Source organism: Embleya hyalina (genome assembly GCF_003967355.1).
GTDB lineage: Bacteria > Actinomycetota > Actinomycetes > Streptomycetales > Streptomycetaceae > Embleya > Embleya hyalina.
The window spans coordinates 154,248-177,946 of the sequence record NZ_BIFH01000021.1 but is presented as its reverse complement, the minus strand read 5'-3'; the positions used below and the strand labels follow the sequence as shown (position 1 = coordinate 177,946).

The window sequence follows — 23,699 nt, the reverse complement described above, 5'->3', positions numbered from 1 at the left end:
GGAAGAGCTGGAGGGGAGGGATCGTGGCCGAGGGATCGAGGGCGGACCACGGGGACCGGTTGTCGCCGCTGCTGCGCCCGGTTCGCGCGGGCAACGGCTTCGAGGAGGCGCTGGAGCAGATTCTCCAGGTGATCCGGCTCGGCCTGGTCGCGGACGGCGGCCGGCTGCCGGCCGAGCGCGAGCTGGCCGATCGGCTGGGGGTCAGCCGGGTGACCCTGCGCGAGGTGCTGAAGGTCTTGGCGGATCAGGGCATCGTGGAGAGCCGTCGGGGACGCTACGGCGGCACCTTCGTGCGCGAGCGTCCGGGGCCGGTGGGCGACGGATCGGCGGCCGAGCTGCGGCGGCGGATCGCGCGGGTGGATGTGGAGGACACGCTGCGTTTTCGCGAGGTGCTGGAGGTGGGCGCGGCGGGATTGTGCGCGGCGCAGGGCCTGGACGAGGCGCGGGCCGCACGGTTGCGGGCGGCGCTCGACCGGACCCGGGACGCGCCGCTCGCGGAATATCGACGCTGCGACACGCTGCTGCATCTGACCCTCGCGGAGTTGTGCGGTTCGCCCTCGCTGGCCACCCAGTACGCGGCGGTCCGGGCCACCGTGAACGATCTGTTGGACTGTATCCCGTTGCTGGTGCGCAATCTGGAGCATTCGCAACATCAGCACACCGCGCTGGTCGAGGCGATCCTGGAGGGCGACCCGGACGCGGCGGCCGAGGTGATGCGCGAACACTGCGCGGGAACGGCAGCCCTGCTGCGCGGTTTTCTGGCCTGACCAAGGACCCGACCGACCGACTCACCCCTGACCACCGACCCACTCGGAGGCCCCCGCCGGGAGCCGGCCGACTCACCCCTGACCACCGACCCACTCGGGCCACCCTCGCCGGGAGTCGGCCGGTTCGACCTGGCCTCCGATCCGTTCGGACGACCCCGCCGGATGACCGGCCGACTCGACCCCGGCCACCGATCCACTCGGACGACGCCCGCCGGGGCCGGCCGGTTGGACCCCGGCCACCGGTCTGCTCGGACGACCCTCGCCGGGTGACCGACGGCCCGACCCGGGGGTCGGATCCGAGACGGCCGGCGGCCCGAACGAGCGTGGCCGGCCGCCCCGGCACACGGCCGCCCGGGGCGACCGGCCTCCGGCCGATCGAGGGTCGGGCCGGCGGCGTGGTCGAGGGTGACCGCGGAACACGTGACGTCCTTCCCCGCCCGACCACGTCGCCCCCGACCCCGGCCCCGGCCGCCCCACCACACACCCCTCGACGCCTCGCCCCGGCATCCCGTGACGCCCCGCCCGTGCGCCCCTCCACCCCTCACCGCGGCATCCCGTGACGCCCCTCCCGGGGCCGCCGGGCGTTTCGCGTGTCGATATCGATTCGCCCAGGGGTCTTGCGCCGCCCCGACTCGACGAGCAAAGGTATGCGCTCGAACCAATAATCCCCTCCCCTCACCCTCCCTCCCGTCAGGAGTGGCTCGTGGTCGACGACATACCAGCGCGCACGAAGCAGGGCGGCGGCACCGACACGACCGCCACGACCGCCGCGGCCCGCACGGCGGACACCTACCTGGAGAAGCGCTCCCTGCGCCGCGGCAGCGCCGGCTGGCTGCTGTTGACCGGCCTGGGTGTGGCCTACGTGGTCTCGGGCGACTTCTCCGGGTGGAACTACGGCCTGGCCGAGGCCGGCTTCGGCGGGCTGGCGATCGCCGCCGCGCTGATGGGCCTGATGTACACGTGCATGGTGTTCTCGCTGGCCGAGCTGGCCTCGATCCTGCCCGCCGCGGGCGGCGGCTACGGCTTCGCGCGCCGCGCCCTCGGCACCTGGGGCGGCTTCCTGACCGGGACCGCGATCCTGATCGAGTACGTCCTGGCCCCGGCCGCGATCGTGATCTTCATCGGCGACTATGTGGAGTCGCTGAACCTGTTCGGCCTGGAGTCGTCGTGGCCGGTCTACCTCGCCTGCTTCGTGATCTTCATCGGCATCCACCTGTGGGGTGTCGGCGAGGCGCTGCGGTTCAGCTTCGTGGTGACCGGCATCGCGGTGGCCGCGCTGCTGATCTTCGCGGTCGGCGCGTTCACCGAGTTCGACGGCGACGGGCTGAACGACATCCCGGTCGACCACGACGCGCTCGGCGCCAACTCGTGGTTGCCGTTCGGCCTGCTCGGCATCTGGTCGGCGTTCCCGTTCGGGATGTGGTTCTTCCTGGGTGTGGAGGGGGTGCCGCTGGCCGCCGAGGAGACGAGGGATCCGGCCAGGACCCTGCCCAAGGCGATGGGCCTGTCGATCGGCGTGTTGCTGCTGCTGGCCGTGCTCACCTTCCTGGCCGCGACCGGGGCGCACGGGTCGAACGCGGTCCTGGACGCGGGCAACCCGCTGGTGACCGCGCTCCAGGGCGGCGGTGATCCGACCGCGCTGAGCCGGTTCGTCAACTACGCGGGTCTGGCCGGCCTGGTAGCCTCGTTCTTTTCCCTGATCTATGCCGGATCCCGGCAGTTGTTCGCCCTGTCCCGGGCGGGCTACCTGCCCCGCTTCCTGTCCCTGACCAGCCGTCGCAAGGCGCCCTGGCTCGGCCTGGTGGTTCCGGGTGCGCTGGGCTTCACCCTGGCCGCCTGGAGCGGGGACGGCGCTCGAATGCTGAATATCGCCGTGTTCGGTGCGACAATCTCCTACGCGCTGATGTCGCTGTCGCACATCGTGCTCCGTCGTCGCGAGCCCGAGCTGCCCCGGCCGTACCGCACTCCCGGTGGCAGTCTCACCTCGTCGGTGGCCTTCGTGCTCGCCTGTTCCGCGCTGGTCGCGACATTCCTGGTGGACAAGGAGGCGGCCTTCATCGCGTTGGGTGTCTACGCGGTCGCGCTCGCGTACTTCGCGCTGTACAGCCGCCATCGCCTGGTGGCCAACGCACCGGAGGAGGAGTTCGCGGCGCTGGCCGCGGCCGAGGCCGAACTCGACCGGGACTGACCCCGATGCCCGCCCGTCCCCGCCCACACCGACCGCCCGTACCGACCGATCCCCTCCCCGACCCCGCCGAACCCCGGCCCCGTCCGCCGCGCACCGAGAGGAACCCAGCCGCCACCATGCCCAAGCCCTTCATCGGTATCACCACCTACCTCGAGGAATCCGCCCAATGGGGCGCGTGGCGGCAGCCCGCCGTCCTGGTCCCGACCGACTACCCGTCCCACTTCCGGCGCGCCGGCGCCCTGGCGGTCCTGCTGCCGCCGGACGAGCCCGAAGCGGCGGTCGAGACGGTGGCGCGGCTGGACGCGGTGGTGATCGCGGGCGGGCCGGACGTACGGCCACAGCGCTACGGTGCCCAGCCGCACCCGGAGAGCGGCCCGCACAACGATTCGCGCGACCTGTGGGAGATCGCGCTGATCGAGGCGGCCCTCGCGTCGAACACCCCGCTCCTGGCGATCTGCCGGGGCATGCAGCTGCTCAACGTGGTGCTCGGCGGCACGCTGATCCAACACCTGCCGGACGTGGTCGGCCCGGGCGAACACTTCGGTTCGCCCGGGATCATGGGCGCGCACGTGGTGGAGCCGATCCCCGGGACGCTGTTCGGGTCCCTGGGGGTGGAGGCGTACGAGGTGCCGACCTTCCACCACCAGGCGGTGGACCGGCTCGGGGACGGGCTCGTGGTGTGCGCTCGGGCCCGGGACGGCATCGTGGAGGCCGTGGAGGCTCCGAACGAGAAGTTCGTGCTCGGCGTGCAGTGGCACCCCGAGGCGGGCCGGGACACGCGCGTCGCGGACGCTCTGGTCGCCGCCGCGCGCCGGCCGCACCTGGTACCCGCACAGCGGCCCGAGGCGCCGCACACCGCCGCGATCGCCGATATGTCCTCCCCGGTCGCCTGACGGGCGTCACGGGCACCGCACGGCGTGCCCCCGGGAGTGCTTCCCGGTCGCCCGGTGGCCGTCACGCGCCCTTGGCGCGCCGGGTCGGGTCCAGGGACATGGTCGCCTCGATCAGCGACTCCAGATCGGGGTCCGGCCACGGCCGGGCGTCGACCAGCGGGGTGCGGCGCCGGCCGGTGGCGATGTCCTCCAATATGTCGGCGGCCCGGACCCCGTCGCCGACCTGCCGGTCGGTGGCGGGCGGGCGGCCGGTCCACGCGGCTCGGAAGGAGGCGCCGAGGCTGTACACCTCGGCGGCGTCGCTGAGCTCGATGTGCTCGCCGGGCCCGGTGTCCAGGAGGCGCCTGGCTATCTCGGGCGCGGTGGTCAGGTCCATACCGCCCCGGTAGGGCACCGACAGCGGGAGCAGTTCGGGATGCTGGGCGAGGTCGTGGTCGATGAACTCGATCTCGCCGCCCGGGGTGACCAGGATGTTCATCGGCTGGATGTCGCCGTGGTGCCACCCGGCCGCGTGCAGCCGGGCCAGCCCCGCGAACGCCCGGTGCGCCAGGACCGGCAGGTGATGCGCCCGGCCGGGTCCGCCGCGTCGGGCGGAGGCGCACCACCGCCACAGGGTCACCCCCGGCCGCCACTCCACCGCGGTCCACAGTCCGGCGCCCACCCGCCCGTAGGTGGCCGAGACCGGATACAGCCCCTGCTTGCGCAACAGCGTCAGCGCACGCGCCTCGTGGCGCAGCGGGACGGCCTCCGCCGGGGTCTCGGCGGTCTTGATCCGCCACTGTCCCGCCCGCCAGGCATTGGTGTGGTGCGCGGTCAGCGGACGCGGGCGGTCGGCGATGCCGAGGGCGTCCAGCGCGGCGGCGAGCAGCGGATCCATTCCCCGATCTTCGCAGGCGCCCGGGACACCGTGGACGGCATGGGGGGATGACGGCGGGTCGCCCGGTCACGCGGCGGGCGCGCGCTCAGCCGCAGACGGCGCGGAGGGGGTCGCCCGGTCGGCTGCGGCCGTGCCGCAGGGTGTGTGCGATCCGGGCGGAGATCGGCAGACCGGTCGCGCTCTCGATCCAGCCGAACTCGCCGACGCAGTTGGTCTCCAGGTAGGTCCACCCGGCGGCGGTGACCACGAAGTCCAGGGCGGCGTAGGTGAGTCCGAGGTCGCGGACGTGTTCGACGCAGGCCCGCGCCAGGTCCGGCGGCGGGGTGATCACCCGGTGCTCGCACGCGTCGGCGGGCACGGCGCGCCAGTCCAGTTCGCCGTCGGTGCTGATCGCCGCGGCGAAGACCCGGTCGTCGACGACCGTCACCCGCGCGTCGAACAGCCGGTCCTCGACCAGGGCTTGGAGGTAGTGCAGGGTCCCGGCGATCCCGGACAGGTCGTCGGAGAGCCGGATGCGCGTGGTGGGGATGAACGTGGTGTGCCGCTGGGTCAACGCCTTGACCACGGCCTTGTCCCGATGCGCGGCGATGAACGCGCGCGCGGCCTCGGGGTCGCTGGTGAACAGCGTGTCGGGCACGGTGAAGCCGCGCCGCGCGGCGGCCCGCAGCTGGGTGGGCTTGTGTCGTGAGGCCTCGACGACGGTGGGATCGTCGATCCACACCTTCAGCGGCTGCGCGCGCAACAGCCCGAGCAGCGCGGTGGTGTTCTCGTCCGCCCGCCAGCGCTCCTCGGCGGGGGCCAGTGTGTCGGGGCGGGTGGGCTTGCGCCAGTAGACGGCGCACTGCTCGTCCAGGGTCACCGTCGCGGTGCCGGAGCTCAACACCGTGCGCCAGCGCCCGCCGCTGAAATGCCCGGTGACGAGCGGGCGTTCGCGCATTCGCCCCGGATCCAGACGCAGGACGGCCGCCGGACCGCCGAGGAGGTGAGCCGCCACCATGTCGGCGGTCAGATCCTCCTCGGTGGCCACGATCACGACGCCCGCGCCGTGATCAGTCATCCTTCTTGTAACCCCGGGGTTCCTGCGTGCCGGTGTAGGTGCCGGAGTTCACGGCGTGGATCAGCAGCTTCCCGCCCGCGGTGACGTTGACACACAGGTCGGGGTCGTAGTGGTGACGGGGCAACACGGGCGCCCCACCCATGGGAACCGGGGCCCTGCGGCCGAGGATCAAGGGACCGGTCATGGCCTCTCCTGACTGTGAATGGTGCGACGCCCCGAAACGGTGCGTCATGTTCATCAACGCTGAGACTGCCCCGATCAGTTGCACTCACGGCCAAAGAAGCCGGCCGGGATCCCGCTTCGGCCGCGCACCGACTCGACCACGCTCCGGTCGTTTGCCCTCGATGTCCGAATCGAACACACATCCGGCGGACGACCGGGGGGTCGGGGCGGGTTCGGGATCCGGTCGTCGACGGGTCTAGGGATATCCGCCGTTGACGCGCAGGATCTGCGCGTTGACCCAGGACGCGTCGGGGCCGAGCAGGTAGGCGATGGCCGCCGCGGCCTCCCGGAAGTCGCCGAGGCGCCCCAGGGGTACCCGGGCCGCGAATCGCCGGAGGTCCCGCTCGGTCTTGCCCGCGCGGAATGTCGGGGTGTCCAGCAGCCCCGGGGCCACGGCGTTGACCCGGATGCCGCGTGATCCCAGTTCCTTGGCCGACACCCGGGTCAGCGCTTCGACGCCGGCCTTGGCCGCGAGGGTCGCGCCGAAGCCCGGGATGCCGATCGGGACGGCGGCGGAGGAGACGGTGACGATGGCGCCGCCGGGGCGGAGGCGGGTGGCCGCTTCCTGCAACGTGTGCAGCGTACCGAGGAGGTTGACGTTGATCTGCTCGGCGACGACGTCGTCGTCGCTGTCGGCGATGGACCGGACGACACTGGTACCGGCGCACGCGACCAGGGCGTCGACGTGGCCGAACGTCTCGCAGGTGCGGTCGAACAGGGCGCTCACCTCGCGTCGTCGGGTGACGTCGGCTCGGATGGTGAGCACCGATCCGCCCGCCCGTTCGATCCCGGACGCGATCTCGGCGGCCTGTCGCGCGCCGCGGTGATAGGCCAGGGCGACGTTCCAGCCCTGCCCCGCCAGACGTTGGCATGCCGCGCGGCCGATGCCGCCGGATCCGCCCGTCACGATCACTGTGGTTGTCATGGCAACCAAGGGAATCACGGACGAGGTTGCCATGGCAACCTATGCTGGCCCCATGCATTCACTCGGCAGCGAAGACCTCGCGGTGTGGCACGCCTGCAAGACCCTGGGCATGGTGGTCACCCGCAGGGTCGTCACCGACATCACCGCCGGTACCGGTTTGTCCGGCGCCGACTACGGCGTCGTCTACCGACTCGACGACCACGGCGGGGCCCTCGGCCAGCAGGCCCTGACCGCGTCCATGCAACTGACCAAGGGCGCGATGTCCCACCAGTTGACGCGCATGACCGAACGCGGCCTGGTGCTGCGCGAGAAGGGACCGACCGGAACCACTGTGGTGCTCACCGATCACGGACGCGCCATGCTCCACCAGGCCCGACCGGTCCATGCCGGCGCGGTGCGCAGACACCTCCTGGATCGCCTGACGGCGCAGGACCGGGACGCGCTCGTACGCATCGCCGCGCTCCTTGCCGACCATCCCCCGACCGCGACGTCGCACACCCCGAACCGGCCCTGACGGGCGCGCCGCGCACACCACCCTCCCGACCGTCCGGCCGAGCCCGCGGCGGGCTCCCCCGGCACCCCTGCCGAGACGTTCCGGAATGCGCCGGACACCGGTTCCCTAGCCGGTACGGGTGGTGCGGACCTGGTGGGTCAGGGTCCTGGCGGCTTCGGGCCAGGTGGGGTGGTCGAAGGCGAAGCCGGCGGCCCGGAGGCGGGCGGGCACGACGCGGCGGCTCTTGAGGAGGAGTTCGGTGTCGACGCGCAGCGCGAAGGCGCCGATCTCGGCCATCCACTTCGTGGCCGGCACCCCGATCGGCATCCCCCACGCGTCCCGCAACGCCCGCATGAAGGACCGCTGGGGCAGCGGCTCGGGCGCGGCGAGGTTCACCGGCCCGGCCAGGTCGTCCCGCTCGATCAGGAACTCGACGGCGCGCACGAAGTCCCGCTCGTGGATCCACGACACGTACTGCGCGCCGCCCCCGACCGACCCGCCGAGCCCGAGCCGGGCCAACCACAGCAGTACGTCGAACACCCCGCCCCGATCGGGGCTCATCACCATCGCCGAGCGCAACGCCACCTTGCGGGTGTGCGGGGTGTACGCCTGCTCCTGGGCCCGCTCCCAGCACTTGGCGATGTCGACGCTGAACGCCCAGTAATCCGGCACCCCGGGTTCGGCGCCGCCGATGACGCCGGTCGTCTCGTCGTTGGCCGCGTCGAAGCGGTGCGCGTAGATCGTGGCGGTACTCGCCTGCAGCCAGACCCGAGGCGGGTGCGACACCGCCGCGATCGCCTCGCCGACGACCCGGGCGGACCGTACCCGCGAGTCCATCATCTCCTGCAGGTTGGCGTCGCTGTAGCGGCAACCGACGTTGCGCCCGGCCAGGTTGATCACCACATCGCTACCGTCCAGGGCCTCGACCCAGTCCCCGAGCGTCTCCCCGTCCCACCGAATCTCCCCCGCCCCCGCGGCCCGCCGGGACAACACCGTCACCTCATGTCCCGCGGCCGCCAGGGCCCGCCGCAGGATCCCACCCACCTGCCCGGTGCCACCGGGAATGACCACCTTCATCGAACCCCCTCGATCCGAGGGGCCAACTCTGGTCGGAAAAGTTGAACATGTTCAAAAACGATCCGAGGCCGATCCTGGGCCGCCCTCCCCCGGGCCCGGCACACCCGGGGCCGGGGAAGGCGGGCCGGTCAGTCGCGGTCGGAGGGGTGGACCGTGCCGGCGTAGCGGCGGGTGAAGCCGTCGGGGGCGGTGATCGTGATGTCGTAGCGGCCGTGTTCGTCGGTGGGCCAGGAGACCGAGTCGTGGGCGCGCGGGCCGACCCAGTGTTCGCGGGCGGTGCCGCCGAAGTCGTTCGGGGTGATGGTGAAGCGGACCTCCGTGTCGCCGTCGTTGCCCAGCCGCAGGTCGAGCCGGGCCGAGTCCGGCCGGCGCCCGCGCAGCGTGGCCCGGACCGACGGCACCGCGATGTCGCGCTGCGGCTCGCGCACGACGGTGCCGGCGAAGCGGCGCACGAAGCCGTCCGCCCCGTGCACGCTGAAGTCGTAGGCGCCGTCCGTGCCCGCCGCCTCCCACACGTAGGTCGCGCTTTTGCCCGCCGCCACCGTGAACGGCGTGCCGGCGAAGGGCAGCGCGATGTTCGGGAACACGGTGAAGTGGTAGCCCACCGTGCCCTCGTTGGTCAGCGTGCAGACCACCCGACCGGTGCCCCGGTCCACGGTCGCGTCCGCCCACGGCCGATACGGCAGCGGCCGATGCGGCCGGTAGCCGGGTTCCTGGACCGGCACCTGCTGGGCGCCGGGCTCGGGCAACCGCACGCCGGGCAGCGCCTTGGCCGCGTCCGCCTTCGCGATCAGCTCGTTCGTGTCCGGCAGCGCCGGGATCGTGAAGTCGGGCCCGGCGAAGTCGAAGCACGAGGTCAGGTCGCCGCAGACGGTGCGCCGCCACGCGGATATGTTGGGCTCCGCGACCCCCGTCACCGTCTCCAGAAAGCGCAGCACCGACGTGTGGTCGGCCACCTGCGAGTTCACCCGCCCGCCCCGGCTCCACGGCGAGACCACCCACAGCGGCACCCGCGACCCGAGACCGATCGGCCGCCCGCCGACGAACTCCTCGGGCGTACCCGGCTCCGGCATCGGCGGCACCACGTGGTCGAAGTAGCCGTCGTTCTCGTCGTACATCAGCAGGAACACGGTGTGCTTCCACACCTCGGGGTTGGCGAACAGCGACCGCAGCGCCGTGTTCACCCAGTGCGCCCCGTAGTTCGGCCCCGCGTCGGGGTGTTCGCTGAACAGATACGGCGCGACCAGCCAGGAGACCGTCGGCAGGGTACCGTCCTTGCAGTGCGCGTCGAACGCGCCCAGGTCCCACTTGGTCATCGCGTTCACGTACCGCGGGTCGTCCTTGGCGAAGGCGTGGAACTGCTTGAAGTACGACAGTCCGTTGTCGTCGTAGTCGCCGTAGCGCTCGTCCTTGCTCGGGTTGTGGTACACCCGCCAGCTCACCCCGGCGGCGGACAGCCGCTCGGCGTAGGTGGTCCAGTCGGCGACCGGGTTGTCCGTCACCGGGGTGTTGTCGATCCACGGCCCCGTGGTGCCGTCCCGACCGGGACCCGCCGTGCCCGACCACAGGTAGAGCCGGTTCGGGTCGGTGGGCCCGTTGAGCGAGGTGAAGTACGCGTCGCAGACGGTGAACGCGTCGGCGAGGGCGTACTGGTACGGGATGTCCTCCCGGGTGAAGTAGCCCATCGACCGCTCGCCCTTGGCCGCCACCCAGCGGTTCTGCGCGCCGTTGTTGACCGCGGTGTGCCCGGTGGTCCAGTCGTGCGGGAGGCCGCCGGCGTTCTGCGCGTTGTACTTGGTGGAGTCCATCCGGTACGGCAGCAGGTAGCCGCCGTCGGTGCGGCCCGGGTGCGGCTGGCGGAACACGTCGCCGCCGCCCGGCAGGACCAGCCCCTGCCGGTCGGCGAAGCCCCGCACGCCCGCGAGGGCGCCGAAGTAGTGGTCGAAGCTGCGGTTCTCCTGCATCAGGATCACCACGTGGCGCACGTCCTTGATGCTGCCCGGCGCGGGCCGGCGGGCGGCGTCCACGGCCGGATCCGGATCCGCCTGCGCGGGCGTCGCGGTGAGACCCACCGCGCCGGCCGCGCCGACGGCCGCGGAGGCCCCCACGAAGGAGCGGCGGCTGAACTCGGTCATGGCGAAGCGACCTTTCGGGAAAGGGAATTGACGGGCAGTCAGGCGCGGACGCCGAAGGTGGCCACGGCGGCGGCATGGTCGCTGGGCCAGCCGTTCGCGGCCGTGTCCGGGATCGGCTTGGGCCAGCCGGTGACCAGGATGTGCGCCTCGTCGGCGGACAGCGGCCCGGCCGTGTACAGCGCGTCGATCCGGTCCTGGGGCTGGGCCGGGTCCACCGGCGACCAGGTGTTGCCGGGCTCGCGGACCGGATCGCGGTGCGCGGCCCGGAAGACGTCGACGAGGCGGGCCTGGTCGAGCAGTTGGGTGACCGGCCAGCGCACCGGGCCGGTCGTGCCGTGGCTGCCGGCGGTCCGCACCGTCCAGTCCAGGTGCGAGGGCGAGGACAGCGCGGCGGCGAGCAGCACCGGGGTGTCCCGGGCCGCGCCCAGGTCCGGGGCCATCGCGGCGACCAGGTTCTGCGCCTGCCGGTAGCGCAGGCTCGCCCACTCGGCCGCCTCCGCCTGCGCGGGGGTGCGCCCCCGCCGGATCCCGAGCGGCCCGTAGTCGCCCTCGTCCAGGCGCGCGTTCCACACCCGTACGGCGCGCACGCCCGGCGCCCGCACCGTGGCCGCGATCGCGGGTAGATCCGGGCCCTCCGGACGCGGGTCGGCGAGCGGATACCGGCTGATCAGCGCGAGCCCTCCCGGGTCCTCGTACACCGCCCACCCCAGCGCCTCGGCCAGCGAAGTACCCAGCGTGCCGCCGGTGTCCTGGAGGGCGAGCACGTCCAGGCCCTGGATGAGCACGAGTCGGAGCAGCTTGGTGAGCGCGCCGTCCACGTGCCGACCCGCGTCCCAGGCGTCGAGGGTGGCCACCTTCAACACGATGCCGCGCGGGTTGCGCCGCACCGGCACCTGGACGGCGACCTGCGACGTGGCCCCGGTCGCCCCGTCACGGCCCTCGACGGTCAGCACGCCGGGGCGGTGCGTGCCGGCGCGCGGGGCCTTGGCCGTGACGGTGCCGTCGGCGCCGACGCTCAGCCAGCCGTCGCCGCCGCGGGCCCGGAACGTGACGCCCCGACCGTTCTGGCGCCCGTCGGCCGTGGTCCACAGGCCCGCCAACCGCACCACGGCCGCCTCCCCCGCCACCACCGCCGAGGTGGTGACGGTGTCGACGGCGAACCGGGGCCGCGGCGGCACCGGCCGGGCCGCGAAGCCGAACGGCGCGCTCCGCGCGAGGATCGCGTAGCCGTCCTCCGCCAACAGGTAGGCGGTGTACGGCCCGTCGGTGAGCCCCTGGGTCTCCAGGGTCACCTCGCCCTCGGCGGTGGTGACGTACTTCCAGACCAGCGAAGCCCCGTTGCCCGGTACGCGGGCGCCGTCGTACACCCCGACCCAGTTCTTCGGGTGCGGCGCGTCGGTGGCGAAGCGGAAGGTCAGTTGATCACCCTCCTTCGGCGCGGTGGGGCGCACAAGGGTGAGCGAGCTCCCAGACATGTCGTCGATTCCTTTCCGGTACGGGGAGGTGGCAGTGGTACGAGGACATCCGGGTGGTGCGGCACACCGACTCGGGGAGACTCAGCCGAGAACGTTCCGGCAGGCGGCGCCGCGTAGGACCACCACTCGGCAATCGCACGCCATGCCCGACCCGTGCCCGAGCGCGGCCGCGCGACCGGCGGGGACCGGTATGTCGCGGCCACGGGTGGTGGGCACGGAAGTACTCCAGGCAGAAGTCGAGTTGGCCAAACGGTTCGGCTCAGTAGGCCGGCGACCGATGTCCGGCACATGAACACCCGCGCACACCCGAACGAGCTTCACGGGAAGACCCGGCGCACCCCGGGACCGCTCGAACCCACGACCGACGGCAGGCGGCCGGTCACGTCCCGCCACCGAAGACCGGTGGGCGTGAATCCGCGGCCGGGAGCGACGACACCGGCGCGGTGCTCGGCGGCACGATCCAGACCGATATGTCGTGGATGTTCATGCCGGCGTCAGGTGGAGAGTTAAATAGATGGGGCCACCCCCGTGCGCGTCGGAGACCCGAGGAGGCGCGCGCATACCGATGCGCATCCGCACGCACCCGCTCCGTGAGCGGAAGCCCCGGAGCGACCGGCCCCGGGGTTTCCCGACACCCCGGGCGCGCCGCTCCCGCCCCGAAGACGCGTGCGCCGACCCGGGCCGAACGAGGCTCCGAGGCACCCGCGCCCCGTGCCCGCCGGCGGCCCCGAGCACCGCAGACCGATAGGAAAAGAAGGTCCGATGCACATGCCGATGCGATGGGAACCATTCCTCGCGGCAGTCCGGGAACGGGGCGAATACTCCTCGCCCGAAGAGGCCGAACGCGCCATCCGTGTCGTACTCGCCCTCCTGGGCGCCCATCTGGTCGGCGGCGAACGTGCCGAACTGGCCCCGCGATTGCCGGAGACCTGCGCGCTGGTACTGCTCAACCCGCTCCCGGCGCACGAACCGCTCAGCGCGGAGCGCTTCGTCCGCGCGACCGGCGCCTGGATCGACGGTGCCACCGACGAGACCGCCCAGTGGGACGTCGGGGCGGTGCTGAGCGTGGTGGCCGACGCCGCCGGCGAAGACCTGATGAACCGCCTGCTGCTGCAACTTCCACCGGGCTACGACCTGCTCTTCGGCCGACCCCGACCGGGCCGACCCCTCGAATGACGCACCACGACGAAGACAAACGGACCGCAGTCCGCTAAATTAAGCGGACCACGGTCCGAATACCGTTTCGGGCCTGCGTACTCTCGAGGAGTCGTCATGCCACGAACGCGTACGACGCGTCCACGGACAGGGACACGTCACCGGCGGAACCGGGCCCTCCTGGCCGCCCTGGCCCTCGCCCCGGCCCTCACCGTGGGCAGCGTCGCCTCGGCCGCGGCCGACGCCACGCCCACGGGCCGCGACAAGGTCGTCTACCACCACCACCGCCCCGGCGTCGGCACCCCGTGCGAGGGCCTGGCCGGCTGCACGTACGTGCAACTCGCCGGCGACCCGAGGACCGGCCCGTCCGAGGCGATGTTCACGCTCGCGGCGGGCACCCGCTTCGCCCCCCACTGGCACACCAGCCCCGAACACGTCGTCGGCGTCTCGGGCACCGTGCTCTGGAACGTCGAGGGCCACAAGCGCCACCGCGTCGGCGCGGGCGACTTCCTGTCCTACCTGGGCAAGGCCGTGCACTGGGGCCAATGCGCACCGGGCGCCGACTGCGTCTATTACGTCTACGACGAACTCCCGTACGACTTCCACCCGGCCGACTGACGCACCATTCCTTCGAGAACCCGCGAGCCGCCCTCACGACCGTGCCCGACCGGGCCGCCCCCGACCCGCCGACCGCGCCGAACTCGGCTCAGGTGCGGGCCAGTTCGGCGTTCGCGCGCTCCGCGATCGTGGCCAGGACGCGGCCCGCGGCGGCCAGGTCCTCGGGTGGGATGTCGGCATAGACGCGGGCGGAGATCTCGGCGCTCTCGACCGAGGTGGTGTCGTACGACCTCCGCCCGGCGTCGGTGAGTCGGAGGCGGGCCACGTCCGCCGGGTCCGCCTCGACCAGCTTCGCGGCCACCAGTTCCTCGACGACGCCGCGCACCACGGACTCGGCCTCCTTCAGCGAACCGGTCACCTCGCCGACGAGCGTGTCGCGACCGACGGGCCCGTCCGCGACGGCGACGACCCGCAGCGTGACGCTCTGGTGAAAGGTGATCCCGTGGCGGGCCAGGACCCGTTCGAGGAGGGCCCGCCCGGCGTAGTGCGCCAGCGCGAGGGCGCGGGGGGTGATTGGGGGCGCGGCGATGGTCATGACTGCTCCGTGGGTTCTCGGGCGGCCCGGGAGGGCCGCGCTGATGACGGATACAGTACATGGCGATGATGTACATAGCTACTATCTCGCCGCAGTCATCCCCGAAAGGCCGTGCCAGACGCCGATACCCCACCCGGTCACACCACTTCGGCGCACCGAGCGCCCCGTGCCGAGCACGCCCCGGCCCCGATCGTGCTCGTGCACGGACGCGCGCCGACGACCGGCCTCGGCCCGGGCCGCACCACCTTCACCCGGCCGATCCGCGCGACCCGAAGGCGATCCCGACCGCGCGCGGAGTGAGTGACCGACGTGATCGACTTCGCCGCGCCGGTCGCGGTCATGCCGATCGCGATCCCGCGCTTGATCGAGGACGTGGAGTGCCCGGCGGAAATCGTCGCGACGCTGCGCGACGCCCTCGCGCCGGGCGGCAGGCCGATCCTGTCGCACGTCTCCTCCGACGCCGAGCCCGCCCGGGGGCGGGCCGGAGCCGCCGGACGGCAGAACGCCTCGGCCCGATGGCCATGCGCGGCTGCGCCGACATCCCGTCCCGCTTCGACGGTTTCGACCCGGTCGAGCCCCCGGGCATCCGTCCGCGCCAAAACCCGGACGGCGTACCCGAGGACCCGCCTGACCCGGTGGAGAACGTCCGGGGCTACGGCGGCGTCGGCATCAAGCGCCGAGCTCCGCCGGCGGCCACGGTGCCTGCCGGGGCCACGGTGCGGCCTCCTCCAACTGCGCCGCCACCCGCAGTAGTTGCGCCTCGGCGCCGAGCCGTCCGGTGAGCTGGACCGCCACCGGCAACCCGGCCTCGTCGAAGCCCGCCGGCACACTCGCCGACGGCAGTCCGGTCACGTTGAACACCGACGTGAACCAGGTCATCCGCACGGCGTGCGTGTACATGCTCGCCGGGTCACTCGTGTCCAGCACGCCGAGTTCGGGCACCGGCACACCCAATGTCGGGCTCAGCCACACGTCGTACGCCTCGAAGAACGGCGCCACCTCCCGCCCGATCCGCACCACGGTCTGCAGCGCCCGCACCAGATCCGGCCCCCGCATCGCCGCCGTCCGCTCGTGGATCACCCGGGTGAACGGCTCGATGTCGTCCGCCCGCAACTCCCGCCCCAGTTCGGCCAACCGGTCCTCGATCTGGACGTGCGTCGCCGCCGACATCACCTGCCCGAGCGCCTGCCCCGTGGCCGGTCCGTCCCACACCGGCGCGGCCTCCTCGACCCGATGGCCCAGTTCGGCGAGCAGCGCGGCGGTGCGCTCCACCGCGCGCACCGCCGCCGGATGCGCGGCGACCCCGTCCACGTTGGCCGTCGCGAACCCCACCCGCAGCCGGGTGGGCGCGGCTTCGAGCGCGGCCAGGAACGATCCGGCGGCGGGCGCCGGCAGCGCCGCGTACGGGTCGCCCGGCAGCGGTCCGGCGACCACGTCGAGCAGCGCGGCCGAGTCGCGGACCGTCCGGGTGACCGCGTGTGCGACCGACAGCGGGTAGGCCAGGGCGGACAGACCGTGGTCGTCGGGGACCCGGCCCCGCGACGGCTTGAGCCCGAACAGCCCGCAGCAGGCGGCCGGGATCCGGATCGAGCCGCCGCCGTCGTTGGCGTGCGCGGCCGGCAGGATGCCCCCGGCCACGGCGGCGGCCGAACCGCCGGACGAGCCCCCGGTGGAGTGCGTGGTCCGCCACGGGTTGTGCGAGGGGCCGTGCAGGAGCGGTTCGGTACTGGCGTTCTTGCCGAACTCGGGGCTGTTCGTCTTGCCGACCACGATCAACCCGGCCCGCCGGTACCGCGTGGTCAGCGCACCGTCCCGCGCCGCGACCGCGTCGGCAAACAACCGGGAGCCCTGGCTGCTCACCATGCCGGCCACGTCGCAGGCGAGGTCCTTCACCGCGAACGGCACCCCTCGCAGCGGACCGTCGGGCAACTCCCCGGCCGCCTCCGCCCGGGCCGCGTCGACACGTGTCGATACGAACGCGCGCAGCGTCGGATCACGCTCCTCGATCCGCCGCAGCACCGCGTCGAGCAGTTCCGTCGGCGCGACCTCTCGGCGCCGGACGAGATCGGCCAGCCCCACCGCGTCGTGGTCGTCCAGCAACTCACCGGTGTCCATCGCGTGCACCCTCGCTTCGCTTGACTTGATCCATCAACTGCATGATGCAATCAAGCAAATGGGAATACAACAGCCGGCGCGATGAAGCCGGCCGGCGGGGCGGCGGGGCGGGGCGTGCAAGCGGCGCGGTCGTGGTGGAGGCGTCGGTTTGCGGATCGGGGAACGTGTTACCCGCGTCGTCGGTTGAAGTGCCTGAGGACGACACGAGGAGAGTGTGATCGATGGCGGGATTCCGATCGGCGGGGCGATTGGTCGCGGGTGGGCTGGCGCTGGCCGCCGCCGGCTGGGCGTTGCGGGATGTTCCGGCGGAGCTCGGCGGCACGGCCGACGGCGAACGACTGGCCCGCATGCGGCGCTCGCCGCAGTTCCGCGACGGCGCGTTCCACAATCCCGTACCCGCCGCCCTGGTCGCGGCCGGCAGCGCGCCCGGGCTGATCGCGGCCCTGCTCCGCGACCGTGACCTGCGGCGACCCGCCGCGCCCGTACCGCTGGTCGCCGCCCCGACCGTGCCGCAGTCCGCGCACGGGGTGAGCGCTGTCTGGTACGGCCACGCGACCACCCTGGTCGAGATCGAGGGGCGCCGGGTGCTCTTCGACCCGGTGTGGAGCGACCGGGTCTCCCCGTCCCAGCTGGTCGGGCCGCGCCGGATGCATCCGCTGCCGGTGCCGCTCGCCGCGCTGCCCACTGTGGACGCGGTGGTCATCTCGCACGACCACTACGACCACCTCGACCGCGCCACCGTGCGCGCGCTCACCGCGACCCAGACCGCGCCCTTCCTCGTCCCGCTCGGCATCGGCGCCCACCTGGAGCGCTGGGACGTCCCCGCCGACCGCATCGTCGAACTCGACTGGGAGGAGGACGCCACGGTCGCCGGCCTGCGCTTCACCGCCACCGCGGCCCGCCACTTCTCCGGCCGCACGCTGCGTCGCAACGACACGCTGTGGGGCTCGTGGGTGGTCGCGGGCGCCGAGCGCCGGGTGTTCTACGCCGGGGACTCCGGATACTTCGACGGCTACGCCCGGATCGGCGCCGCGCACGGCCCGTTCGACCTGACCCTGATGCCGATCGGCGCGTACAGCCCGAGCTGGCCCGACATCCACATGAACCCCGAGGAGGCCGTCACCGCCCACCTGGACCTGGGCGGCAAGGTGCTCCTCCCGGTGCACTGGGCGACCTTCGACCTCGCCCTGCACCCGTGGGCCGAACCGGTCGATCGGCTGTGGCAGGAGGCCAAGGCCAAGGACGTACGGCTGGCCGTGCCCCGCCCCGGGGATCGGGTCGACACCGACGACGCCGGCCAGGTGAGCCCGTGGTGGGAGCTCAGCCGAGGTCCCGCACCCGCGTGAAGCGGGTGATCCACCGGGATCCGCCGGACAGGGCCCAGGCCCTGTCCGGCGGATCCCGGTGGATCGGGTCGCGTCGTCCGGTGCCGTGCATCGGCGTGCCGGAGAAGCAGCCGCATAGTGGTTCCATTCGGCTGCTTCTCCGGCGCGCCGAGGTGCGGTGCCGGGCGGCGCGACCCCAGCGGGATCCGCCGGACAGGGCCTAGGCTCGCGGCCATGCGTGTGCTCGTGGTGGAGGACGATGCGGAACTGGGTCGGGCCGTGGTGTCCGGATTGCAGACGGTCGGGTTCGCGGTGGACGCGGCCGGGCACATCGGCGACGCCGACCTGAAGATCGCGGTCAACAGCTACGACTGTTTGGTCGTCGATCGCGGACTGCCCGACGGGGACGGGCTGGACCTGGTCCGCCGGCTGCGCGCGGCGGGCGCACGTACGCCGGTGCTGATGCTGACCGCGATGGACGCCGTGCCCGACCGGCTCGCGGGCTTCGACGGCGGCGCCGACGACTACCTCGTCAAGCCGTTCGTTTTCGAGGAACTGGCTGCCCGGGTACGTGCGTTGTGCCGCCGCGCGGAGCAGCCCCGGCCGCCGGTCTCGGTGGTCGGGGACGTCGAGATCGACACCGCCCGGCGCCGGGTGCGCCGGGCCGGGGTGCTGCTCACGCTGACCGTGAAGGAGTTCGCGGTCCTGGAACTGCTGACGGCCCGCGCCGGACGGGTGGTGCCGCGTGCCGATCTGATCGAGTGCTGCTGGGACGAGATGGCCGAGCCGATGTCCAACGTCGTGGACGCGGTGATCGCCCAACTGCGCCGCAAACTCGGCCCGCCGGCCCTGATCGGGACGGTGCGCGGCGTCGGCTTCGTGATCGGCGCGGACGAAGCGACCGGCGCCCCGTGAGATCCCGCGCACGATCGGCGGCCGAGGCACCGAACCCCTCGCCCACCCGGCCCATCCGTCCCGCCGTCACCCGGCTGCGCCGCCTGCGCTGGACGCTGACCGCGCTGTTCACCCTCACCACGGCGGTCTGTCTGGTCGTGCTCGCGGTGGTCGCCGGCTCCATCGACGGCCAGTCCCGGGACCGTGAGCTGGACAACGACCTCGACCGCCGCGTGTCGGGCCTGTCCCGGGCCCTCTACTACGAGGACGGGACGCTGCGGCTGGACTCGCTGCACGAGGACGAACTCGTCGAGGGGGACGTGGCGATCGCCGTGGTCGAATGGGATCCGGCCGGGGTGCCCCGACGCTCCTACGCCGAACCCGCCGACTCGCCGCTGCTGCCGAGCGCGGAGCAGCTCACCCGGATCGGCGCGGACGCCCGGGAGGCGCAGTCGGCGGTGGCCTGGGACGCCGAGGGGCGCGACGGCCGTACGGTGCGGGTGGCCGCGGCGCCGGTGTGGGAGGCCGATCGTATCGACGCGGCGCTGATCGCCGTCGCCGACCCGGGGCCCGGTCGGCGCGACCACGACCGGCTCGTGCGCTGGTTGTTCCTGGGCTGTCTCGCCCTGGCCGCGGCGGCGGGCCTGGCCGGGCACCTGCTGTCCGGGCGCAGCATGCGGCCCGCGCTGCGCACCCTGGAGCAGCAGGAGCAGTTCCTGTCCGAGGCCGCGCACGAACTGCGCACCCCGTTGGCCACGTTGCGTCTGGTCACCTCGGCGGGCGCGGCGGCGCCGGACACCGCGCCGAGGGAACTGGCCCGCGCGACGCGCCTGGTGGATCAGCTGGGCCGGTTGGTCACCGGGTTGCTGGTGCGGGCCCGGGTCCAGGCCGGGACGCAGGAGGTGGAGCGCGAGGCGCTGCGGCTCGATCAGCTGGTCGAGCAGGTGGTGGACGAACTGCCCCCCTCCGGGGCGCGGTTCGTGGTGCGGACCGAGCCGACCGTGGTGCGCGGCGATCCGGAGTTGTTGGCCCAGGCGGTGCGCAATCTGGTGGACAACGCGCTCAAGCACGGCGGCGGCGAGGCCGCGATCGACGTCGAGGTCGGGGACGGCGCGGTGCGGGTGCGCGACCGCGGGCCCGGGGTGGCCGAGGGCGACCGCGAACGGGTCTTCGAGCGACGCGCGACGGGCCCGACGGGCGGTACGGGAATCGGCCTGGCGATCGTGCGCTGGGTGGCCGACCTGCACGGCGGCACCGCCCGCATCACCGACGCCCCCGGCGGCGGCGCCGTGGCCGAACTGCGCCTGCCGGCCGAACCGGCCCCGGAATCCCACCCCGAAGCGCCCTGCGAACCCCCCGAACCCCGCGAGCCCTGACCCGGCCCGGCGACGCCTGCCGCGGCCGCATCACGAAATCCTCATGAACCCCGCGCCACACTCTCCCCATGTCCGTCACCCCCGGCCACGGCGACTCCCGCCGCTCCGACGCCCGCCGCCCGAAACGCCCGTCCCGCACCGCCCACCGGGTGCTGGTGCCGATCGTGGTGGCCGTGGTGGTCGTGATCGTGGTTCCGGCCGCGGTGTTCGGTCCCGACGCCGCCCGGCATGACCAACCGGCGCCGCGTCGGCCCACCGTCGAATCGGTGGGCAACCCCGCCTGGCAGCCGGTGGAGCGGGCCTGGCGGTGGTGGCACAGGAACACCGAACGTCGGTGAAGGGAAGGACCCTTCACCGGCGCCCTCACGGGGCGGGCGGCCCGCCAAAGCCATGACCGGCCGCCCGCCCCGCCCTCGTCCCCCCGTCCGGCCGACCCCCGTCCGACCGGGGTCCTATCCCCGCACCGACGCCAACGTCTCGGCGGGTGACGGGAAGTGGCAGGCCACCCGATGTCCGGGATCCCCCGCCAGGGCGGTCAGCGGCGGCACGGTCGTCGCGCACACGTCCCGCGCCTTGTGGCAGCGGGTCCGGAAGTGGCAGCCCGAGGGCGGGTTGATCGGACTGGGCACGTCGCCGGTCAGCCGGATGCGTTCGCGCCGGCCGCCGCCCGGCCCGACCGCGCCGGGCACCGCCGACAACAGGGCGTGCGTGTACGGGTGATGCGCGTCCTCGTACAGCGCGCCGCGTTCCGCGCTCTCCACCACCCGGCCCAGGTACATCACCACGACCCGGTCGCAGAAGTGCCGGACCACGGCCAGGTCGTGCGCGATGAACACGAACGCGATGCCCAGGTCGCGCCGCAGGTCGGCGAGCAGGTTGATCACCTGCGCCTGAATGGACACGTCCAGCGCGGAGACCGGCTCGTCGGCCACGATCAGCTTGGGCCCGGCGGCCAACGCCCTCGCGATCCCGATGCGTTGCCGCTGTCCGCCGGAGAACTCGTGCGGAAAGCGGTTGTAGTGCTCGGGGTTGAGGCCGACGGTGTCGAGGAGTTCCCGGACCCGCTCGCGTCGACCGCCGGGTGGGTCGATGTTGTTGACGTCCAGCGGGGCGCGCAGGATGCCGCCGATGGTGTGCCGGGGGTTCAGCGACGAGTACGGGTCCTGGAAGACCATCTGGATCTGCGCGCGGATCGGCGCCAGTTCGCGGCGCGAGGCGTGCGTGATGTCCTGGCCCCGGTACCGGATCGTGCCCCCGCTCGGTTCGAGCAGACGGGTGATCAGCCGCCCGGTGGTCGACTTGCCGCAGCCCGACTCGCCGACCAGGCCGATGCTCTCCCCGGCCTCGACGGTGAGGTCGATGCCGTCCACCGCGCGGACGGCTCCGACTCGGCGGCGGAGCAGACTGCGCGGCCCGGGGAAGTGTTTGGTCAGTCCCGCCACTTCGAGCAGCGGCGCCTCGGATGTGCTCATGGGTTCTTCCCGCCTTCTCGCGCGTCGGGCACCTGCGCCCGCTCCCGCTCCCGTTCCGCCGAACCGACTCCCGCCGCCCCGGCCCCCGCCTCCAGGTGACAGGCGGCCTCGTGTCCGCTGTCGCCCACCCCGACGAGCACCGGCGCCCGGGTGCGGCACGGCGATCCGGGCCCCGCGATCACCTGGTCGCAGCGCGGGTGGAAGGCGCAGCCGGGCGGCGGCGCGAGCAGGCTGGGCGGTGCGCCGGGGACCGGTCGCAGCGGGCGGTCCAACGGATCGGACAGCCGCGGCACCGAGGCGAGCAGGCCCCGGGTGTACGGGTGTTTCGGGGTCTCCAACACCCGGGTGGCCGGGCCGAGTTCGACCGCCCGCCCGGCATACATCACCAGCACCTCGTCGGCGACGTCGGCGACCACGCCGAGGTCGTGCGTGACCAGGATGATCGCGGTGCCCAGTTGTGCCTGGAGTTCGCCGAGCAGGTCGAGGATCTGGGCCTGGACGGTGACGTCGAGCGCGGTGGTGGGTTCGTCGGCGATCAGCAGGTCGGGTTCGCACACCAGCGCCATGGCGATCATCGCGCGCTGGCGCATACCGCCGGAGAACAGGTGCGGATACTCCCGGGCGCGTCGGGCGGCCTGGGGAATGCCGACCCGGTCCAGCATCTCGATCGCCCGGTCGAGCGCCTCGCGGCGGCCGGCGCCGGTATGCCGGCGGTAGGTCTCCACGATCTGCGCGCCGACCGTGTAGTAGGGGGAGAGCGCGGTGAGCGGGTCCTGGAAGACCATCGACACGCGTTGTCCGCGCAGGTCCCGCAGGGTGCGTTCGGACGCGCCGACCAGTTCGGTGCCGTCCAGGACGGCACTGCCCTCGACGGTGGTGCGCGCCGGGTTGTGCAGGCCCAGGAGGGTGAGGTTGGTGACGCTCTTGCCCGAGCCGGACTCGCCGACGATGCCGAGGGTGCGGCCGCGTTCGACGTCGAAGGAGACACCGTCGACGGCCTTGACCACGCCGCCCTCGGTGGCGAAGCGGACCCGCAGGTCGCGGACCGCAAGCAGCGGAGAGGTCATCACACACGCACCCGGGGGTCGATGACGGCGTACACGGCGTCCACCGCGACGTTGGCGAGCACCATGGCGGTGGCGGCGATCAGCACCACTCCGGTGATCATCGGCAGGTCGGAGTTGGCGACCGCGTTGACCGCGAGCTTGCCGATGCCGGGGATGTTGAAGGTGGTCTCGGTGACCACCGCGCCGCCGAGCAACACGCCCAGTTCGATGCCGTACACGGTGACCACCGGGGTGATCGCGCCGCGCCACGCGTGTTTGAGGTAGACCTGACGCGACGTCAATCCCTTGGCCCGCACGGTGCGCACGTGGTCCTCGCCGAGCGCGTCGATCATCGACGCGCGGGTCAGTCGGGCGTACACCGCGGCCTGGACGCAGGCCAGTGTCAGCCACGGCAGCAACAACCCGCCCATCCAGCCGCCGGGATCACCGGTGAACGGGAGGTATTCGGGTTTGGGCAACCAGCGCAGTTGGTCGACCAGCACGTATCGGGCGATCACGCCGAGGAACTGGATCGTCACCGAGGCGCCGATCAGCGACAGCGCCATGGTGGACTTGTCCAGCCAGGTGCCGCGCCGCAGCGCCGCGAGCATGCCGATCATGACGCCGACGCCGAGGAAGATCACCGAGGCGCCGAGCGCCAGCGACAGGGTGGCCGGGAAACGGTCGAGCAGGGTGTCGAGGACCGGTTCGTGGTTGACGAACGAGTAGCCCAGGCACGGCGCGGAGCAGTGCGAGGTGCCGAAGTCGCGGCCGGCGAAGACGCCGACGATGTAGTGCCAGTACTGCATCGGCACGGACTCGTCCAGGCCGAGGTCGCGACGGATCAGTGCCAGCGTCTCGGGGGTGCAGGTCTTGCCGCAGGACAGCCGTGCCGGGTCGTCCGGCATGGCGAAGAACAGGAAGAAGGTGACGGTGAAGACGACGAACAGGATCAGCGCCGCGCCGAGCAGTCGCTGCACCAGGAATCGGAACATGGGGATGGGCCCTCACTGGAGGTCGGACCGGGAAGTGGCCGGGCGGCCCGGCGGCGGCG

At 72.9% G+C, this 23,699-nt stretch carries 23 protein-coding genes; 11 read left to right on the top strand and 12 right to left on the bottom strand.

Features of this window, described 5'->3' with window-relative positions:
- Window positions 1-23: 23 nt before the first annotated feature.
- From EMA17_RS21475 to EMA17_RS21465, 3 genes are all read left to right on the top strand, one after another.
- Window positions 24-767 (top strand): FadR/GntR family transcriptional regulator, encoded by a 744-nt coding sequence (locus EMA17_RS21475; RefSeq protein ID WP_126638701.1) that lies wholly within the window; start codon window positions 24-26, stop codon window positions 765-767.
- A gap of 793 nt (window positions 768-1,560) precedes the next feature.
- Window positions 1,561-2,955: an ethanolamine permease gene (gene eat / locus EMA17_RS21470; RefSeq protein ID WP_126638833.1), complete on the top strand. Its 1,395-nt coding sequence runs from the start codon at window positions 1,561-1,563 to the stop codon at window positions 2,953-2,955.
- 116 nt (window positions 2,956-3,071) lie between these two features.
- Complete coding sequence (locus tag EMA17_RS21465; RefSeq protein WP_126638700.1) at window positions 3,072-3,848, top strand: gamma-glutamyl-gamma-aminobutyrate hydrolase family protein; 777 nt, start codon at window positions 3,072-3,074, stop codon at window positions 3,846-3,848.
- Window positions 3,849-3,909: 61 nt separating this feature from the next.
- On the opposite strand, the gene EMA17_RS21460 is transcribed toward EMA17_RS21465, so the two are convergent.
- The 4 genes from EMA17_RS21460 to EMA17_RS21445 all read right to left on the bottom strand — a co-directional run bounded on the left by EMA17_RS21460 (window position 3,910) and on the right by EMA17_RS21445 (window position 6,929).
- On the bottom strand, window positions 3,910-4,725 hold the full coding sequence (locus EMA17_RS21460) for a protein kinase family protein (RefSeq protein ID WP_126638699.1): 816 nt from the start codon (window positions 4,723-4,725) through the stop codon (window positions 3,910-3,912).
- 85 nt (window positions 4,726-4,810) lie between these two features.
- Entirely contained in the window at window positions 4,811-5,782 is a 972-nt protein-coding gene (locus EMA17_RS21455; RefSeq protein WP_126638698.1) for an MvdC/MvdD family ATP grasp protein, read from the bottom strand.
- Window positions 5,775-5,966 (bottom strand): hypothetical protein, encoded by a 192-nt coding sequence (locus EMA17_RS21450; RefSeq protein ID WP_078981407.1) that lies wholly within the window; start codon window positions 5,964-5,966, stop codon window positions 5,775-5,777. The genes EMA17_RS21455 and EMA17_RS21450 overlap by 8 nt, the downstream gene beginning before the upstream one ends.
- 234 nt (window positions 5,967-6,200) lie before the next feature.
- A complete protein-coding gene (locus EMA17_RS21445; protein ID WP_160161490.1) occupies window positions 6,201-6,929 on the bottom strand; it encodes an SDR family NAD(P)-dependent oxidoreductase in 729 nt (242 codons plus the stop codon).
- Window positions 6,930-6,981: 52 nt separating this feature from the next.
- On the opposite strand from EMA17_RS21445, the gene EMA17_RS21440 reads away from it, so the two are divergent.
- On the top strand, window positions 6,982-7,443 hold the full coding sequence (locus EMA17_RS21440; RefSeq protein WP_160161489.1) for a MarR family winged helix-turn-helix transcriptional regulator: 462 nt from the start codon (window positions 6,982-6,984) through the stop codon (window positions 7,441-7,443).
- 105 nt (window positions 7,444-7,548) lie between these two features.
- Here the strand turns inward: EMA17_RS21440 and EMA17_RS21435 are convergent, their stop codons facing one another.
- From EMA17_RS21435 to EMA17_RS21425, 3 genes are all read right to left on the bottom strand, one after another.
- Entirely contained in the window at window positions 7,549-8,499 is a 951-nt protein-coding gene (locus tag EMA17_RS21435; protein ID WP_126638695.1) for a TIGR01777 family oxidoreductase, read from the bottom strand.
- Between the two features lie 128 nt (window positions 8,500-8,627).
- Window positions 8,628-10,634: a phosphocholine-specific phospholipase C gene (locus EMA17_RS21430; protein WP_126638694.1), complete on the bottom strand. Its 2,007-nt coding sequence runs from the start codon at window positions 10,632-10,634 to the stop codon at window positions 8,628-8,630.
- A gap of 38 nt (window positions 10,635-10,672) precedes the next feature.
- Window positions 10,673-12,109, bottom strand: a complete 1,437-nt coding sequence (locus tag EMA17_RS21425) for an exonuclease/endonuclease/phosphatase family protein (protein ID WP_126638693.1) — start codon at window positions 12,107-12,109, stop codon at window positions 10,673-10,675.
- Between the two features lie 768 nt (window positions 12,110-12,877).
- On the opposite strand from EMA17_RS21425, the gene EMA17_RS21420 reads away from it, so the two are divergent.
- Both EMA17_RS21420 and EMA17_RS21415 read left to right on the top strand, forming a co-directional pair.
- Window positions 12,878-13,285 (top strand): DUF2267 domain-containing protein, encoded by a 408-nt coding sequence (locus tag EMA17_RS21420; protein WP_126638832.1) that lies wholly within the window; start codon window positions 12,878-12,880, stop codon window positions 13,283-13,285.
- A 96-nt stretch (window positions 13,286-13,381) separates the two neighbouring features.
- On the top strand, window positions 13,382-13,882 hold the full coding sequence (locus EMA17_RS21415) for a cupin domain-containing protein (protein ID WP_126638692.1): 501 nt from the start codon (window positions 13,382-13,384) through the stop codon (window positions 13,880-13,882).
- Between the two features lie 88 nt (window positions 13,883-13,970).
- On the opposite strand, the gene EMA17_RS21410 is transcribed toward EMA17_RS21415, so the two are convergent.
- Window positions 13,971-14,417, bottom strand: a complete 447-nt coding sequence (locus tag EMA17_RS21410; protein WP_126638691.1) for a MarR family winged helix-turn-helix transcriptional regulator — start codon at window positions 14,415-14,417, stop codon at window positions 13,971-13,973.
- 339 nt (window positions 14,418-14,756) lie between these two features.
- On the opposite strand from EMA17_RS21410, the gene EMA17_RS55990 reads away from it, so the two are divergent.
- On the top strand, window positions 14,757-15,170 hold the full coding sequence (locus EMA17_RS55990; protein WP_371863028.1) for a hypothetical protein: 414 nt from the start codon (window positions 14,757-14,759) through the stop codon (window positions 15,168-15,170).
- On the opposite strand, the gene EMA17_RS21400 is transcribed toward EMA17_RS55990, so the two are convergent.
- Window positions 15,087-16,532, bottom strand: a complete 1,446-nt coding sequence (locus EMA17_RS21400) for an amidase (RefSeq protein ID WP_126638689.1) — start codon at window positions 16,530-16,532, stop codon at window positions 15,087-15,089. The two genes, EMA17_RS55990 and EMA17_RS21400, sit on opposite strands and share 84 nt — an antisense overlap.
- Before the next feature lie 221 nt (window positions 16,533-16,753).
- On the opposite strand from EMA17_RS21400, the gene EMA17_RS21395 reads away from it, so the two are divergent.
- The 4 genes from EMA17_RS21395 to EMA17_RS21380 all read left to right on the top strand — a co-directional run bounded on the left by EMA17_RS21395 (window position 16,754) and on the right by EMA17_RS21380 (window position 20,465).
- Window positions 16,754-17,878: an MBL fold metallo-hydrolase gene (locus tag EMA17_RS21395; RefSeq protein ID WP_126638688.1), complete on the top strand. Its 1,125-nt coding sequence runs from the start codon at window positions 16,754-16,756 to the stop codon at window positions 17,876-17,878.
- A gap of 213 nt (window positions 17,879-18,091) precedes the next feature.
- The gene (locus EMA17_RS21390; protein ID WP_126638687.1) at window positions 18,092-18,772 is read left to right on the top strand and encodes a response regulator transcription factor; all 681 of its coding nucleotides are present in this window, start codon (window positions 18,092-18,094) and stop codon (window positions 18,770-18,772) included.
- A complete protein-coding gene (locus tag EMA17_RS21385) occupies window positions 18,769-20,127 on the top strand; it encodes a sensor histidine kinase (RefSeq protein WP_246126805.1) in 1,359 nt (452 codons plus the stop codon). The genes EMA17_RS21390 and EMA17_RS21385 overlap by 4 nt, the downstream gene beginning before the upstream one ends.
- A 68-nt stretch (window positions 20,128-20,195) precedes the next feature.
- Entirely contained in the window at window positions 20,196-20,465 is a 270-nt protein-coding gene (locus EMA17_RS21380) for a hypothetical protein (protein ID WP_126638686.1), read from the top strand.
- 114 nt (window positions 20,466-20,579) lie between these two features.
- On the opposite strand, the gene EMA17_RS21375 is transcribed toward EMA17_RS21380, so the two are convergent.
- The 3 genes from EMA17_RS21375 to EMA17_RS21365 are packed head-to-tail and all read right to left on the bottom strand — an operon-like array spanning window position 20,580 to window position 23,640.
- The gene (locus EMA17_RS21375) at window positions 20,580-21,599 is read right to left on the bottom strand and encodes an ABC transporter ATP-binding protein (protein ID WP_126638685.1); all 1,020 of its coding nucleotides are present in this window, start codon (window positions 21,597-21,599) and stop codon (window positions 20,580-20,582) included.
- On the bottom strand, window positions 21,596-22,666 hold the full coding sequence (locus EMA17_RS21370; RefSeq protein WP_126638684.1) for an ABC transporter ATP-binding protein: 1,071 nt from the start codon (window positions 22,664-22,666) through the stop codon (window positions 21,596-21,598). The genes EMA17_RS21375 and EMA17_RS21370 overlap by 4 nt, the downstream gene beginning before the upstream one ends.
- Window positions 22,666-23,640, bottom strand: coding sequence for an ABC transporter permease (locus EMA17_RS21365; protein ID WP_126638683.1), 975 nt, complete (start codon window positions 23,638-23,640; stop codon window positions 22,666-22,668). Before EMA17_RS21365 ends, EMA17_RS21370 begins: the two co-directional genes overlap by 1 nt.
- Window positions 23,641-23,699: the final 59 nt, after the last annotated feature.

Excerpts from the sequence above, each read along its gene's own strand:
- EMA17_RS21465 (WP_126638700.1), top strand. The coding sequence starts at position 3,072 with ATGCCCAAGCCCTTCATCGGTATCACCACCTACCTCGAGGAATCCGCC.
- EMA17_RS21460 (WP_126638699.1), bottom strand. The coding sequence starts at position 4,725 with ATGGATCCGCTGCTCGCCGCCGCGCTGGACGCCCTCGGCATCGCCGAC.
- EMA17_RS21455 (WP_126638698.1), bottom strand. The coding sequence starts at position 5,782 with ATGACTGATCACGGCGCGGGCGTCGTGATCGTGGCCACCGAGGAGGAT.
- EMA17_RS21450 (WP_078981407.1), bottom strand. The coding sequence starts at position 5,966 with ATGACCGGTCCCTTGATCCTCGGCCGCAGGGCCCCGGTTCCCATGGGT.
- EMA17_RS21445 (WP_160161490.1), bottom strand. The coding sequence starts at position 6,929 with ATGACAACCACAGTGATCGTGACGGGCGGATCCGGCGGCATCGGCCGC.
- EMA17_RS21440 (WP_160161489.1), top strand. The coding sequence starts at position 6,982 with ATGCATTCACTCGGCAGCGAAGACCTCGCGGTGTGGCACGCCTGCAAG.
- EMA17_RS21435 (WP_126638695.1), bottom strand. The coding sequence starts at position 8,499 with ATGAAGGTGGTCATTCCCGGTGGCACCGGGCAGGTGGGTGGGATCCTG.
- EMA17_RS21430 (WP_126638694.1), bottom strand. The coding sequence starts at position 10,634 with ATGACCGAGTTCAGCCGCCGCTCCTTCGTGGGGGCCTCCGCGGCCGTC.
- EMA17_RS21425 (WP_126638693.1), bottom strand. The coding sequence starts at position 12,109 with ATGTCTGGGAGCTCGCTCACCCTTGTGCGCCCCACCGCGCCGAAGGAG.
- EMA17_RS21420 (WP_126638832.1), top strand. The coding sequence starts at position 12,878 with ATGCCGATGCGATGGGAACCATTCCTCGCGGCAGTCCGGGAACGGGGC.
- EMA17_RS21415 (WP_126638692.1), top strand. The coding sequence starts at position 13,382 with ATGCCACGAACGCGTACGACGCGTCCACGGACAGGGACACGTCACCGG.
- EMA17_RS21410 (WP_126638691.1), bottom strand. The coding sequence starts at position 14,417 with ATGACCATCGCCGCGCCCCCAATCACCCCCCGCGCCCTCGCGCTGGCG.
- EMA17_RS55990 (WP_371863028.1), top strand. The coding sequence starts at position 14,757 with ATGCCGATCGCGATCCCGCGCTTGATCGAGGACGTGGAGTGCCCGGCG.
- EMA17_RS21400 (WP_126638689.1), bottom strand. The coding sequence starts at position 16,532 with ATGGACACCGGTGAGTTGCTGGACGACCACGACGCGGTGGGGCTGGCC.
- EMA17_RS21395 (WP_126638688.1), top strand. The coding sequence starts at position 16,754 with ATGGCGGGATTCCGATCGGCGGGGCGATTGGTCGCGGGTGGGCTGGCG.
- EMA17_RS21390 (WP_126638687.1), top strand. The coding sequence starts at position 18,092 with ATGCGTGTGCTCGTGGTGGAGGACGATGCGGAACTGGGTCGGGCCGTG.
- EMA17_RS21380 (WP_126638686.1), top strand. The coding sequence starts at position 20,196 with ATGTCCGTCACCCCCGGCCACGGCGACTCCCGCCGCTCCGACGCCCGC.
- EMA17_RS21375 (WP_126638685.1), bottom strand. The coding sequence starts at position 21,599 with ATGAGCACATCCGAGGCGCCGCTGCTCGAAGTGGCGGGACTGACCAAA.
- EMA17_RS21370 (WP_126638684.1), bottom strand. The coding sequence starts at position 22,666 with ATGACCTCTCCGCTGCTTGCGGTCCGCGACCTGCGGGTCCGCTTCGCC.
- EMA17_RS21365 (WP_126638683.1), bottom strand. The coding sequence starts at position 23,640 with ATGTTCCGATTCCTGGTGCAGCGACTGCTCGGCGCGGCGCTGATCCTG.